This is a genomic window from Deltaproteobacteria bacterium (assembly GCA_016709225.1).
Taxonomy (GTDB): domain Bacteria; phylum Myxococcota_A; class Polyangia; order Nannocystales; family Nannocystaceae; genus Xiheibacterium; species Xiheibacterium phototrophicum.
Genome location: JADJEE010000002.1, coordinates 265,354 through 279,747, shown reverse-complemented (window position 1 = coordinate 279,747; position 14,394 = coordinate 265,354). Strand labels below are relative to the sequence as shown.

Here is a 14,394-nt window from a genome sequence, read left to right as displayed (position 1 = left end):
GCGATCAGAACGGCTCGACGTCGGCGATGTGCTCGAGCGCGACCTCCCAGGTGACGGGCATCTGGTCGGCGTCGATGGTGAAGTGGGTGGTGCGTCCGCCGAGCGTGACGTCGTAGGTGGCGTCGATGGCCGCCGCGTGCTCGGGGCTGACCACGAAGGACAGCATCGAGGCCTGGTCGCGCCACACGGTGAGCGTGCGCGCGAAGCCGCAGTTGGGCTCGCTCGCGAACGACACCGCGACCACGCCCGGACTCTGCGCGGCCGCCATGCCTGCGGCCGTCGCCAGCTCGCCGAACTGCTGCAGCGCGTCGGGCCGCGGCATCGCCTGCGTGGTGCTCACGAGGTACTGCGCCTGCGGATCGATGAGGCCGGCCTCGGGGTCATAGCCGGGACCCGCCAGCGGCAAGTCGATGGTGAAGTCGGCGTCGACGCAGTCGTAGGGGGTCATCGCGGCGCCGGTCGAGCCGCCGGACGAATCGGCGCTGCCGCCCTCGCTCTCGTCGGCGCCACCACCGGTGCTGCTGCTCGATGCGTCAGCACCGCCCGAGCTGCCGCTGCCGCTCGCGCCGTCGTCGGCGCCCATGCTGCCGCCGCCGCTCGAGCTGCCGTCGGCGGCCGTGGTGGTGGTGTCGTCGGCATCGGGATCCTGGCAGGCCATCAGGCCGGCAAGGGCGGACAGAACGAAGGATCGCAGGTTCATGCAGGGTCTCGTCTTTCTTTCGGGGCAAGGGGGCGAAGCGGGGGGTCACAGGAGCTCGAGCGCGGCGAAGTCGAGCCGCTCGAAGCGGCGCTGCAGCCGTCGCGACTCGAAGTCGTGCTTGGTGCCGGCGACGCGCGCGTGCACGAGCGCACCGACGGGCGGCTGCTCGCCGAGCGTCACGGCCCAGCGCCGCTCGCCCTGCGACGCCGCCGGCTCGAGCTCGACGTAGCTGTACTCGCCGGCTGCGAGCGACGCGACCACGGTGGCGTCGTACTCGGTCGACTCGCCGACGCCGAGATCGACGAGCGGGTTCGCGGGCGTCGTCGCCACCGTGCGCGCGGCCGCGGCGTCGGTCGCCGTCGCGGCCGCAGCGCTCGCGCGCTCACCGTCGCAGGCCGCGGCGACGAGGAGGCACATGAGCACGAGGCGTCGCGACCAGGGCGGTGGGCATGCCGTCATGCCCCTGCAACACCGCGGCCCGCGGTGCGTGTCACCGCGTCGGCACGCGAGAACGACGAACGCGGACGGAGCCCCCGGTCTCTCGCGTAGGGCATCCGTCCGCGTCTGCTAACGGCCCAAGGCGCCCGAGCGATAGTCGCGGAACGCCTGCTCGAGCTCGGCCTGGGTGTTCATCACGAACGGCCCGTAGCGCGCGACCGGCTCGCCGATCGGGCGCCCCGCCACCAGCAGGGCCTTGGCGGCGGTGTTCGCCCGCAGCTTCACCGCGTCGCCGGCTCCGAGCACCACGAGCTTGCCGCGTTCGACGCTGGCGGCCTTGCTCGCACCGACGATCTCCACGCTGCCCTCGTAGACGTAGACGAAGGCGTTGTGGCCGGGCGGCAACGCGTGCTCGAAGCTGCCGCCGTCACCCAGCCGGATGTCGAGCAGCACCGGCTCGGTCACCGCCTCGATGGGGCCGCGCGTGCCATCGACCGTGCCCGCGATCACGCGGACGCTGGCACCCGCATCGGTGGTGGCCGATGGGATCTCGCTGGCGTCGATGTCCTGGTAGCGCGGCGCGGTCAGCTTGTGCGCGGCCGGCAGGTTGACCCACAGCTGGAAGCCCCACATGAGGCCGTCGTGCTGCTGCGGCATCTCCGAGTGGATGATGCCGCGACCGGCGGTCATCCACTGCACGCTCCCGGGCCCGAGATCGCCGCGGTTCCCGACGCTGTCGCGATGCTGCATGCGACCGGCCAGCATCACGGTCACCGTCTCGAAGCCGCGATGCGGGTGGTCGGGGAAGCCCGCGAGGTAGTCGCGCGCGTCGTCCGAGCGGAACTCGTCGAGCATCAGGAACGGGTCGACCAGCGGCAGCGCGCCGGTGCCCAGGCTACGCAGCAATCGGACGCCTGCGCCGTCGGAGGCGGCTTGCCCGGCGACGATGGTGCCGGGGTCACGCAGGCGGGTGCCAGGGGTGGTTGCGGTCGCGTTGGTCATGGCCGGGCATGATGGGCCCGGATCCATCCTACGCGACCGCGGTCGCGTGGGTCACACTGTTGCCCGCCGACAACGACGCCGAGGCGGCGCAGGTCGGCCACATGCAGCGGCCTGCTACACGGGATCGGCCCGCCACAGCATGAAGGGCGGCACCAGCGGCTCGCTGTACGTGGTCAGGAACGCCACCTGGCCGCCGCCGTTGACCTCGCCCAGGCGGATCGAATCGAAGTACTGGTGGTCGCCGAGCTCCGCCGCACCGCGGGCCACGACGGCATCGGTGGTCGGATCGCCGCCGTGGAAGATGCCGTCCCAGAACGCCGAGCCGCAGTGGCCCTCGGCATCGAGCTGGGCCTCGAAGTACACCGCACCCGCATCGTCGATGTCGACGGCGCCGACGCGGCAGTAGGGCCCGTCGAGGCCGGCGACCAGCGTCAGATCCTTGGGGCTGTTGAACGCGGTCGGATGCGCCACGTAGACGCCGGCGGCGAAGTCGTAGACCGTGCCGCCGATGTTCAGCGACATCGGGCTGTTGATCGACAACGCCATGGTGCCGGCGGCGTTGGTGGCGTGGGGTGGCTGCGCGCCGATGCCGAGCTTCTCGACCGCGGTCACGATCTCCGCCTTGGCCTGCTCGGGGGTGTCGAAGGCCAGCACGCCGCGCATGAGGCCGCCCGCGAAGCCGTCGAAGTACTCCATCTGCGCGCTGACGCGGCCGCTGTCGTCGACGTCGAGGCCGCCGGTGTTGAAGAACTCACCGGTGCCGGTGCGCAGCGAGGACAGCGGGCCCGCGACCGGGCCGCGCCACAGCGCGCCTTGACCGTTGACGATGTCACTGACGGCCACGGTGCCGCCCGGTGACAGCGCGATGTTGGGCCCGACCTGGGCGCCGCCGTCGGCCTGGCAGTGCTCCAGCAGGATCGTGGGCGCGACCCCGCCGGCATCGGTGCGGTAGGCCCCGCGCGCGTCGCCGACGCAGCCGGGTACGCCCGCGTGCGTGGCCACGAACGCGATGTCCCCCTCGCTGCGGATCTGCAGCGGACGGCGGGCCGACGCGGCGGTGATGGTGAAGCCGCCACCGGTCAGATCGATCGCGCCCGCGGCCGCGCTGCCGTCTCCGACGACGATGGCTTGGCTGCGCGCGGCGGCCACGGTGCCGTCCTCGGCGATCGCCGCGCGGGCCTCGGGCAGCAGATCGAAGCCGCTGTCGATCGTGACGAAGGTGTACTCGCCGCAGGCGGTCAGCGCGGTGCAGAGCAGGGGGGCGGCGTGGCGGAGGCGGAGCGTCATGCGTGCGGGTGGACGCCGCTCGGGGTGCGATGTGACAGGCATGCGCGCGTCCGCGTGATCAGTTCAGCGGATGCCGTGCATGCGTCGCGCGAGTCGCGGGGCCAGCCACAGCAGCAGCGCCCCGCTGCCGAGGCCGAACCACCCCAGCCGATCGAACAACGTCGCGTAGATCTCGAGCGCCGCGGCGGGCGGAGTCTCCGGCGGCATCGCGGCCATCGTGCCCAGCCGCCCCGCGAGCGTCTCGCCGAAGGCCGAGGCCAGGAACCATACCCCCATCATCAAGGAGACCACCCGCGGCACCGAGAGGGTCGTGACCGCGGACAGCCCGATGGGCGAGATCAGCATCTCGCCGATCTCGATCACGAAGTAGGCCAGCACCAGCGACCACAGCCCCGCGAGGCCGCCCGCGTCGGGGTGGTGCGCCGCGAAGCCGAGCACGAGGGTCGCGGCGCCGGCGAGCGCCAGGGCACCGGCGAACTTCGCCGGGGTGCTGGGGTTGCGGCCATGCGCGTCCAGCCGCGGCCACAGCCACGCAAAGACGGGCGAGAGCACGAAGATGAAGAACGAACCCAGCGCGGTCAGCTGGCTGGCGGTCCACTCCACGCCGAACGCCTCGCGGTGCATCACGCGATCGGAGAACGCGTTCCAGGTGCCGTAGCTCTGCTCGTACAGGGTCCAGAAGATCGCGCTCGTGGCGGTGAGCACGGTCAGCACCATCATGCGATCGCGCTCGACCGGCGTGCACTCGCGGCGGATCACCGGCACCAGCCACGCGAGCAGCACCGCCGCCAGCACCAGCGCGACCAGCTCGGTCGCGGTCATGCCGTCGTCGTCGGAGAACGGCAGGTCGACCTGCAGCAGCGCCCACACCACCAGCACCGCGGCGAACGTGCCGAGCCCGATCCACGCGCGGTGCGACAGCCCCAGGCGCCAGGGCGCGCGCAGGCGCGCAGGGTCGGGCGGCTCGGCGTGGCCTTCGAGGTGACGCCGCCCCGACACGAACGCGAGCAACCCCACCAGCATGCCGATCCCGGCTGCGCCGAAGCCCCAGCCCCAGCCCCAGGTCTCGCCGAGCCAGCCACACACCAGGCTCGATGCGAACGCGCCGACATTGATGCCGAGGTAGAAGATCGTGAAGCCGGCCTCGCGACGGGGATCGTCTTGCGCGTACAGCCGCCCGACGATGGTCGAGATGTTGGGCTTGAGCAGGCCGACACCCACGGCGATGAGCGCCAGCGACAGGTGGAAGACCTGCAGCGCGATCGCGTCGCGCACCATCACGCCATCGACGACGCGCGCGGCCTCGCCCTCCCAGGCCATGCCGAAGTGGCCCAGACACAGCAACGCGCCGCCGGCCACGACCGCCTTGCGCATCCCGAGCAGGCGATCGGCCACCAGACCCCCGGCCACCGGCAGCGCGTAGGCGAGGCCGCCGTAGGTGCCGATCAGCAAGTAGCCGCGGGTGTCGTCGAAGCCGTGGTACTTCGTGATGTAGAAGAACAGCAGCGCCTTCATCCCGTAGAAGGAGAAGCGCTCCCACAGCTCGGTGAAGAAGCAGTAGTAGAGGCCGCGGGGGTGGCCGAACAACCGTGCGCCCGGCTCGTGTGGGGTCGTTGCGGTCACGGGGATGGCGAACTCGCGCGCGAGCGAGTGTCGCATCGAGCGATGCGCCGCGTCGACCTCGTGCGGTCGCCGGCGAGAACCGTAGTACCCTGGTCGATGCTGCGCCTCTGGCAGCCGCGAGCCGCGACATGACCGCAAGCACCTGGGACGACGACACGCTGGATCGGTTTCGGAAGGTGGGCGACCCGCTGGCCGACGACGTCGTGCGCGACATCTTCGACAGCGGTCAGGTCGACGCCGTGCGGCAGCTGTTGCGCCACCTGGTGCGCAACGACCATCCACTGGTGGTGTCGCCCGATCGTACGCTGCCGCCGGAGCTGCTCGCCCACGTCGAGCGCTACTTCGCGGCCAGCGACGCCGCGCTGCCCAGCCTCGACGGCGCGCAGATCGACGCGGGCGAGCGCATGTTCGAGCTGCACGGCCCCGAGGTGCTGATGGTGCTGGGCTGCTACTCGCTGCCGGCCTCGTACACCGCGCGCAAGGGGGTGCAGGTGCTGGCGCAGACCGGCCGGCTCGAGTCCGACCCCAAACGGCGTCTGATCGAGACCACGCAGATGGTGGTCGACGTCATGAGCGAGGGCGGACTCTCGCTCGGCGCCGACGCGCGCACCCACGGCGAGGGCGTCCGCGCGGCCCAGAAGGTGCGTCTCATGCACGCGGCGGTGCGACGCATGATCCTGCATCACCACGGCGAGGCCTGGCTCGCGCAGTGGGACGTGCCGATCAATCAAGAAGACCTCGCGGGCACGCTGATGACCTTCACGCAGGTCGTGCTGGACGGGCTCGATCGACTGGGCGCCGAGCTCACCCCGCCGCAGCGCAGCGCGTATCTGTATGCCTGGAGCGCGGTGGCGCGCATCGTCGGTGTCGACGATGCGCTGATCCCCGCCGACCTCGCGGCCGCGCGGGTCCTGACCGACCGCATCAAGGCGCGGCAGTCGGCCCGCAGCGAGGCCGGCGACGTGATGGCCGCCGCGCTGCTCACGATGATGCGCGACGAGCTGCGGCTGGGCTGGCTGCGGGGTCTGCCACCCACGCTGATGCGGTTCTTCCTGGGGCAGGACGCGCGCTACCTCGCGATCCCGCGGCGCGACTGGACCGCGGTGTTGGTGGCGGCCATCCACGGCATGACGCGCGTGCTCGATCGCGTCGTCGGATCCAATCGCGTGTCGCGGAGTCTCTATCGCAACTTCACGCGACGCCTGCTGTCCGAGCTGCTCACCGTCGAGGTCGGGCCCACGCGGCCCAACTTCGACATCCCCGATCACCTCGCGCGGCGCTGGCAGCTGCCGGCGCGGAGCTGACCCGTGCACCCGCTGTACGCCAACGAGTCGTTCGCCGGCGTCGACCCGATCGCGTTCGACCTGTGGGCGTGGTTCAACGTGGTCGGCGCCCTGGGCTGCGTGTGCTGGGTCATCGCCTACGTCGCGATCATCCGCCGCTCGCGACGCGACCGCGCCAACGGCCTGCCGATGACCGCGGTCGGCTTGAACTTCTCGTGGGAGCTGCTGGCGTCGCTGTTCCTGCCCAATCCGGTCGCGCTGTGGCACGCGTTCGATCGCATCTGGCTGCTGGTCGACGTGGTGATCGTCGCACAGACGCTGCGCTACGGCCCCCCGCTGCAGCGGCTCGAGCTGGTGCGGCGGCACTACATCGCCGCGTTCGCGCTGGTGTTCGTGCTCGGCTTCGTCGGGCAGTACACGTTCGCGCTCGACTATCCCGATCGCCTGGGCTTGGTCGCGGCGTTCATGATCAACCTGGTGATGAGCGTGCTGTTCGTGGTCATGGCGCTCGAGCGGTGGGACGACCCGCGCGGCCTGTCGACCACCGGCGCGTGGTTCAAGATGCTCGGCACGCTGGGCACCTCGATCGAGTGCCACGTGGTCGTGCGCCTCATCGACCCCGAGCTCGGCGGGCTCGGCTTCCTGACCTTCCTATCGGCCGCGATCTTCGGCTTCGATTGCGCCTACATCGCGTTGGTGACGATCGCCAACCGCCGTCACCCCCGCGTGACGTGATCGGGGTCGAGCTCGGCCGGTGGATCGAGCGCAGCGGCGTCGAGTCGCGCGCGTGCGAGCGCGGCGTGGTGGCCCGCGCCGCAGCGATCGCACAGCTCGCGCGCGCGCTCGAGGTGGCCGCGGCCAGCCTCACTGTGGGGACCGCGGAGCAGCCCGAGCTCGAGCTCGGCCTGCGCCTGACAGAAGCGCAGCGCGTGGCGCTTCGCGGCCACCAGCGCCTGCTCGAGTCCCGAGGTCGCTGCGGTGACGTCGCCCTCGATGGCCGCGAGCCGAGCCCCGAACAGCAACGCCGGTGCCTCTCCGACCGGGTGCTTGCGCGCCCAGGCCGTCATCTGCGCCAGGTGGCCGCGGGCCTCGGACCAGACCTCGGGCGTGCCGAGCCCCCGCGCCGCGACCACCAACGCCTCGGCGGGTCCCACCAGCACCTGCCCGCACGGCGGTGGGATCGCGATGCGCCGCGCCTGCACGTAGCGTCGTGTCGCGACCGCGGCCTCGAGCGCCGCGGCCGGCTCGGCCGCGACCGTCGCGATGAAGCATCGCGCCGCGAGCACGAAGGCCTCACCCAGCAGGTACTGCGCGCCGCTGCGCGCCGCGGTGGTGTCGAGCAGCGCGCTGGCCTCGGGCGCGCGACCCATCATGGCCAGCGCATGGGCCTGCCCGCACGCGAACGAGTGCTCGTGCTCGGGTGAGTGCAGCGTCAGCAGCTCGCTGGCGCGGCAGTAGTGCGCGAGCATGGTTTGGAAGTTGCCGAGGTAGTACTCGCACTGGCCGTGGAAGCCCTCGGCGAGCGCGAGGCCGAGCTGGTATCCGGCGCGTTCCGCCGCCGCGTAGCCGTCCTCCACCAGCGCGCGGCAGCGGCCCAGGTCGCCGCCGCCGAGGCGATAGGAGCACTCCATCTGCAGCGCCTCGACCAGCGCGATGGCGTCGTCGCGCTCGACGGCGGCCGCGCTCGCCCGCGCGAAGTAGCGATCGGCGAGCTTCGGCATGCCCATGTACGAGGCCGAGTAGCCCATCACCGCCAGCGCGTAGGCGCCGGGTCGACCGGCGCGCTCCGAGAGGTTGGCGGCGAGCAGGCTCCACGCGAAGATCCGCAGCACGTCGCCGCTGTAGGTCGAGAGGTTGGCGAGGCGACCGGCCGCGCGGGCGGCCTCGTCCATCGCGGCGCGGCGGCTGGGGCTGCGCGCGACCAGCCGACCGGGCCACGCCAGCAGCAACAGCTGCAGCAGCGACAGCCGCAGCAACAGCCAGCTCCAGCCCAGGCGGCTGCTCGGCACCCGTCGGCCGTACGTCTCGACGGCGGCGCCGAGTCCCGCGACCGCGCGCGATAGATCGCCGAGCACGTAGTGGGCCTCGCCGAGCATGCGATGCCAGCGCATGAGCTGCAGACGATCCGAGCTGCCGTGGCCGTGGAGCTCGAGCGCGCGCGCGAGCAGACGTGCGGCATCGCGGTGGGCACCGTTGTCGAGCGCGAGCTCGCCGGCGAGGCCGGAGAAGTGGGCCTCGGCCGCGAGGTCGCCGGCCTCGCGGAAGTGGTGGGCCAGCGCCGGCGCGTGGCCGGGATCGTCGCCGTGGCGCGCCCGCAGGGCCTCGCCGACGCGGCGGTGCAGGACGCGTCGACGCTCGTCCGAGAGCTCCGACAGCACGTACTCGCGCAGCTTGTCGTGGCGGAAGCGCGGACCCTCGCTGCCGACGTCGATCACCGTGGCGGCGGTGACGTGGGCGACGAAGCGATCGAGGTCCGCGGTCGGCTCCAGTCGTGCGAGCAGCCCGAGATCGAGCGCCCGCCCTGCGACGGCGGCGAGCTCGAGGAGCGGCCGCGCCCACGGGGCCACGCGCTCGATCCGTCGCCGCATCATCCGACGCACGCCGCCGGCGTCGACCACCTCGGGCAGCGGCATGTCGGCGATCGCGGTCAGCGTGCCGGCCTCCTCGGCGAGGAATCGCACCACCTCGACGGCGAGCAGCGGGTTGCCCTCGCTCTCGCGCTGCAGCAAGCGCACCAGCTCGTCGCGCCGGCCGCCGGTCACGCTGCGCGCGAGCTGTTCGATCGCTGCGGCGCCGAGCGGCTGCAGTGACATGACCTTGGCGCCCGCGACCTGTCCCGGCAGCGACTCGGCCTCGTCGTTGCGGTAGCTGGCGATGACGAGCACTGGCAGCGAGGCCAGCTGCGGCGTCAAGTGATCGAGCAGATCGATGGCTTCGCTGCCGGCCCACTGCACGTCGTCGAGCAGCACCACCAACGGGGTCTGCATCGCCCGCAACGACCACACCACCGCCCGCAACAGCCGCTGCTGATTGCTCTGGGCGTCGAGCTCGGGCGCGTGCTTGTGGGTGCGTCCGCGTAGCTGATCGATGTCGGGCACCACCGGTGCCAGCACCGAGGCCGCGACCTCGTCGGCGCCGCACAGCGCGAGCACGCGGAACAGCTCGCGCCAGACCTCGTGTGGGCGACCGCCGTCGGCGCGGGCCTGCCCGCGTACGACCAGAGCGCCGCGGGCGATGGCCTCGGCGCGCAGCTCGTCGAGCAGACGCGACTTGCCGACGCCACTCTCGCCCCCCACCAGCCAGGTCTCGCCGGCGCCATCGCAGCTGCGACGCAGCGCGTGCACCAGCGCGGTCCACTCGGCGTCGCGCCCGGCGAAGCCGACGGTCTGCAGCGCGGACTCGCGGGTCTCGACCGTCTCGAGCGCGAGCGTACCGCGGGTGGTCTGCACGAGCGCACGCAGGGCCAGCTCGGCGGAGCCGAACCGCAGCGCTGGGTCGGGTTGCAGCATCCGCCGCAGCCACGTGGCCAGCTCGGGCTCGAGCGCGCCGAGCTGGAGGTCCCGCCCGGCGAGGGTCTCGTCGACCACGCTGCCGGGATCGTCGGCCTCGTGCGGCCGCTGGCCGGTGAAGAGCTCGAGCGCGAGCATGCCGACGCCGTATAGATCGCACTGCGGCGTGCGCTGCTCGCCGAGCAGCACCTCGGGCGCGAGGTAGCCAGCGTTTCGTGTGGGCGTCTCACCGCCCAGGCACGGTACGAGGTCGCGGAGCTTCACCTGTGTGTCGAGCACGTCGACGGCGGTCGGTGACAGCGCGCCGTGCACGAGGTCGCGGCGGTGGAGTGACTCGACCGCGCGCAGCAGCTGCGCCACCATCGAGACCGCGATCGCATGGGGACGATCGGTGCCTGCGCCGGGCCAGTCGACCGCCGCGTCGGCGTGCTCGCACGCGAGGTAGCCCTCGTCGCCCTCGCGCCCGTGGTCGAGCACCTGCACGAGGTTGGGGTGTCGCAGGCCCGCCAGGGTCCGCAGGCGCTCGCGTTGGTCGTCGTCGTGGTCGTCGGAGGCGAAGCGGTGCAGTGCCACCAGCCGTCGCGTCAGGCGATCACGCGCGATGCTCGGCCCCCGACGCCCAGGCTCGTCGCGCAGCTCATAGCGCCGTGCGAACAGGGGGCCGGTGGGGCCGACCGGGTCGGAGATCTCGAGCTGCGCCCGCTCGCGACCCAGACGCGACAGCACGTCGAGCAGCTCGCCCATCGATGCGAAGCGTTGCTCCGGCAGCACGCTCAGCCCGCGCTTGAGCACGCGCACCAGCCAGCCGGGCACCTGGCGATCCTCGGGCGGACGACGTAGGTCGCCGCTCATCACCCGCGTGGCGATGGCGGCCGCGCCGGTGCCACCGAAGGGGCGCTGCCCGAACAGCGCCTCCCACAGCGCCACGCAGAACGCGAACTGATCGGTGCGGTGATCGATCGCGAGGCCGCGCCACTGCTCGGGGGCCATGTACGCCGGCGTGCCCATCACCGCGCCGCTCAGGGTCAAGCGCTCGATGTCGTCGGGCGACGCCAGCTGCGGGCTGTCGGGGGTGAGCTCGGCGTCGACGTCGATGCGGCGCGCGAGCCCGAAGTCGAGCACGCGCACGCGGCCGTCGTCGCCGACCAAGACGTTGTCGGGCTTGAAGTCGCGGTGGATGATGCCCGCGGCGTGGGCGGCAGCGAGGCCGGCGCCGGCGTCGGCGAAGCGCTCGAGCACGCCCCGCCAGGTGCGCGGGCGATGCCGCAGCCATCGACGAAGGTTCAGACCCTGCACCAGCTCCATCGCGATGAAGACGTGCTCGTCGAGCGTGCCGACGTCGTAGATGGTGATGACGTTGGGATGCGAGAGCTTCGCCATCGCGCGGGCCTCTCGCAGCAGACGCGCGCGTGCCGGCGCAGCATCGGCCCCGCGGGCGCGCAGCAGCTTGATCGCGACCTCGCGGTCGAGCTCGGCGTCGTAGGCCGCGAACACCACGCCCATGCCGCCCTCGCCGAGCTTGCGGCGCACCTCGAAGCGGCCGATCGACGCTGGGATCTCGGGGCCGGGCGCGTCAGCGTCACCGCCATCGTCGGAGACGTCGAGCCGGGTGAGACGTCCGGTCAGTTCCACGGCCGCGCCATCATCCCATGGCCCGCGGTCCCGTGCACCCGCTGGCGTGCACGCGCTGGCGTGCACGCGGATGTTCGGTCGACCGGCGTAGCGCGCTCGCGGGGGCGCGACTACGACAGCCGCAGGCCCACCGGCAGGCTGTCGCCGAACATCCGTCCGCGGTCGCCCTCGGACAGCACTGCACCACGCAGGACCAGCTCGATCCACGCCGCGGGCACCTTCGACTTCACGAGCCGCTCGGCGACCTCGGCCCGCAGCGGTGCAGGCAGATCGCGACGCGCATCGCCCGTGCAGCGCGCGATCGAGGCCAACGCGAACGTCGCACCTTCGGCGGTCGCGAGATCGAGTGCGAGCAGTCGCTGCACCCACATCTGCGCGACCGCAGGATCGACGACCTGGATGTCCTCGCCGTCGCCGCCGGTCTCGCTCGACAGCGGCACGCGGGCGCCCACGCGGCCGAGCGGCCAGTACGAGCCGAGCTTGTCGGCGCGCTGCAGCAGGCGCTCGCCGAGTGCGACCTTGTCGACCGCCGCGATGCGATCGAGCGTGGCCGCGAGCTGCAGCATCTCGATGGGCCCGTGCTTGTGCGGCCCTGGAGGTGGCGCCGCGTCGGCGTCGCGCAGCAACCACGGGCGCAGCACGTCGAACGCCGCGCGCTGCCTCGCGCTCGACAGCCCCGCGGCGATGCGACGCCACAGGATCCACCACTCGGCCCAGTTGGCCTTGCTGCGATGGTGCGGACCTTCGTCGAACCACGGCAGCATGCGATCGATGCGCGCGTCGTCGCCGTCCATGCCGAAGCCCGGGCGGAGACACCAGCCCAGGACGCGCATCCAGTTGAGCTCGTGGGCCTCGCTGCGTTCGCGGGTCGGGGCCAGCTCGAGGCAGCGATCGGCGAGCGCGCGGCAGGTCGCCGCCGACCACGTACCGCGGGGACCGAGCAGGGCCTCGATCGCGCCGCGCAACTGCTTTGGCGCAGCGGCGTCGTTGCCCTGCAGCGCGCGCTCGAGCCGTTCGCGGGCCTGGGGCACCTGCGGTGCCACCGGTGCGTCGTTGGCCGTCGTCGCGACCGAGGTCTCGTCGGCGCTCGGCGCCGGGCGATGCAGCGCGAAGTCCAGTCGCCAGCGTCGCGGCGGCAGCGTGACGGTGACGAGATCGATCTCGAGCGCACCGGTGTCGCCGATGCTCGTGCGCAGCGTGACCGGCACGCTGCGGTGAGCCGCACCGGCGGTGGGGTCGCGCAGCACGGTGGTGAGCGCCGGCAGCGGCTCGAGCTCGTCGTCGAGCGCGACCACGGTGCCGGGGGCGTCGACGCGATCGCCGGTGTAGCCGAACAGCGGGAACGCGACCGGGCGATCGAGCACCAGCTCGAAGGTCCGATCGGGCACCGCAGCGTTGCCGCCGGGCTCCATCGCGCGTGGGGCCACGCACAGCGCCTGCTTGCCGTCGCGGCCGTCGACGCCGATGTAGTAGGCGCGGGCGGTGCCGCCACCGATGGCTTGCCCGAGACCGCGGCGCGCGAGGATCGAGCGCACCGCACCATGGGCGACCGCGAGATCCAGCGAGGTGTGCTCGAGCAGCGTGACCGGCTCGGCGCCCCACCAGCTCGACAGCACTTCGCACAGGCGCTGCACCAGCGCGGGCGCGTTGAAGACGCCGCCGTTGAGCAGCACGCGATCGGGGCGCGGCAGTCCGCCGTCGACGTGGGCACCGGCGGCCGCGGCCGCGGCGGCGTGACGGCGCAAGAAGGTGCACGTGCCGCACGATCGCGGTGTCGCTGGTGAACGGCAGGCCCAGCGTCGTGAGGCCGGCGCGGCCGACCCGCGCGGCCTGCTGGTCGCGATCGCTGCGCGGCACGAAGCCGTCGAGCAGCACCGCGACGGCCTCGTCGCGCTCGACCGTGATCGACTTGCTGCCGGCGACCAGACGCGAGCCGCGGCTGGGCATGGTGAGGGTCGCCTGCGCGGGCGGCTCGGCGCCGAGCAGGCGCTCCTTCGCGACGCGGGCCGACTGCACCAACGCCGACCACGTGGTCGCGTCCTCGGGGCGCTCGAGCCCGGCCTTGCCGAGGGCGAACATCGCGAGCGCGGCATCCATGTTGTCGCCGCCGAGCATGAGGTGGCCACCGACCGCGATGCGCTCGATGCGGGCGCCTTCGTCGTCGCGGTCGCGCACGCGCAGCAGCGTGAGGTCGGTGGTGCCGCCGCCGACGTCGATCACGAGGATTAGCTTGGCGTCGCCCAGCTGCGCGTCGACGTCGTGCTCGTGCGCGCCGAGCCAGTCGTAGAAGGCGGCCTGTGGCTCTTCGAGCAGGCGCACCTCACCGAGTCCGGCCTCGCGCGCGGCCGCGGCGGTGAGCTCTCGCGCGCCCTCGTCGAACGACGCTGGCACCGTCACCACCACGTCTTGCCGCTCGAGCGGCGCGCCTTCGTGCTCGTGATCCCACGCCGCGCGCAAGTGGGCGAGGTACTCGACCTGCGCCGCGTACGGCGAGACGTGGGGCAGCGACTCGGGGGCGTTCCACGGCAGGATCGGCGCGCGACGATCGACGCCGCCGTGGCACACCCAGCTCTTCGCCGAGGCCACCAGGCGCGCGGGGACCTTGGCGCCCAAGCGGCGTGCGGCCTCGCCGACGACGACGTCGGGCTGCGCCCACGGCAGCGCGCGATCGGCCGCGGTGAGCTCCTCGGACGCCGGCAGGTAGAGGAAGGAGGGCAGCAGCGGTGCTGCGGCCAGCTCACCGGGGGCGACCAACTGTGGGATCGCCATCAGCCGCACGTGCGGCCGGTCGAGTCGGGCGTACGCCAGCGCGCAGTGGGTGGTGCCGAGATCGATGCCGACCGCGTGGGTGGCAGTGGGGGTCGTCGCGTCGTCCACGTCCGTCCGCGCCAAGCAGTAGCACGGGTCACGTGCGGCCCTC

General features: G+C 72.6%; 8 protein-coding genes. 2 read left to right on the top strand and 6 right to left on the bottom strand.

Annotated elements, in window-relative coordinates; genetic code table 11:
- Positions 1–4: 4 nt before the first annotated feature.
- The 5 genes from IPH07_15360 to IPH07_15340 all read right to left on the bottom strand — a co-directional run bounded on the left by IPH07_15360 (position 5) and on the right by IPH07_15340 (position 5,086).
- Positions 5–700, bottom strand: a complete 696-nt coding sequence (locus IPH07_15360; protein MBK6918770.1) for a hypothetical protein — start codon at positions 698–700, stop codon at positions 5–7.
- Between the two features lie 45 nt (positions 701–745).
- Complete coding sequence (locus IPH07_15355) at positions 746–1,117, bottom strand: hypothetical protein (protein MBK6918769.1); 372 nt, start codon at positions 1,115–1,117, stop codon at positions 746–748.
- Between the two features lie 150 nt (positions 1,118–1,267).
- Positions 1,268–2,140, bottom strand: coding sequence for a pirin family protein (locus IPH07_15350; GenBank protein ID MBK6918768.1), 873 nt, complete (start codon positions 2,138–2,140; stop codon positions 1,268–1,270).
- A 114-nt stretch (positions 2,141–2,254) separates the two neighbouring features.
- Complete coding sequence (locus IPH07_15345) at positions 2,255–3,427, bottom strand: hypothetical protein (protein MBK6918767.1); 1,173 nt, start codon at positions 3,425–3,427, stop codon at positions 2,255–2,257.
- A gap of 63 nt (positions 3,428–3,490) precedes the next feature.
- A complete protein-coding gene (locus tag IPH07_15340) occupies positions 3,491–5,086 on the bottom strand; it encodes an MFS transporter (GenBank protein ID MBK6918766.1) in 1,596 nt (531 codons plus the stop codon).
- A 92-nt stretch (positions 5,087–5,178) separates the two neighbouring features.
- On the opposite strand from IPH07_15340, the gene IPH07_15335 reads away from it, so the two are divergent.
- Positions 5,179–6,354 (top strand): DUF2236 domain-containing protein, encoded by a 1,176-nt coding sequence (locus tag IPH07_15335; protein MBK6918765.1) that lies wholly within the window; start codon positions 5,179–5,181, stop codon positions 6,352–6,354.
- 3 nt (positions 6,355–6,357) lie between these two features.
- Positions 6,358–7,068, top strand: a complete 711-nt coding sequence (locus IPH07_15330) for a hypothetical protein (GenBank protein MBK6918764.1) — start codon at positions 6,358–6,360, stop codon at positions 7,066–7,068.
- Here the strand turns inward: IPH07_15330 and IPH07_15325 are convergent.
- Complete coding sequence (locus IPH07_15325; GenBank protein ID MBK6918763.1) at positions 7,050–14,351, bottom strand: protein kinase; 7,302 nt, start codon at positions 14,349–14,351, stop codon at positions 7,050–7,052. The two genes, IPH07_15330 and IPH07_15325, sit on opposite strands and share 19 nt — an antisense overlap.
- Positions 14,352–14,394: the final 43 nt, after the last annotated feature.

Excerpts from the sequence above, each read along its gene's own strand:
- IPH07_15360 (MBK6918770.1), bottom strand. The coding sequence starts at position 700 with ATGAACCTGCGATCCTTCGTTCTGTCCGCCCTTGCCGGCCTGATGGCC.
- IPH07_15355 (MBK6918769.1), bottom strand. The coding sequence starts at position 1,117 with ATGTGCCTCCTCGTCGCCGCGGCCTGCGACGGTGAGCGCGCGAGCGCT.
- IPH07_15350 (MBK6918768.1), bottom strand. The coding sequence starts at position 2,140 with ATGACCAACGCGACCGCAACCACCCCTGGCACCCGCCTGCGTGACCCC.
- IPH07_15345 (MBK6918767.1), bottom strand. The coding sequence starts at position 3,427 with ATGACGCTCCGCCTCCGCCACGCCGCCCCCCTGCTCTGCACCGCGCTG.
- IPH07_15340 (MBK6918766.1), bottom strand. The coding sequence starts at position 5,086 with ATGCGACACTCGCTCGCGCGCGAGTTCGCCATCCCCGTGACCGCAACG.
- IPH07_15335 (MBK6918765.1), top strand. The coding sequence starts at position 5,179 with ATGACCGCAAGCACCTGGGACGACGACACGCTGGATCGGTTTCGGAAG.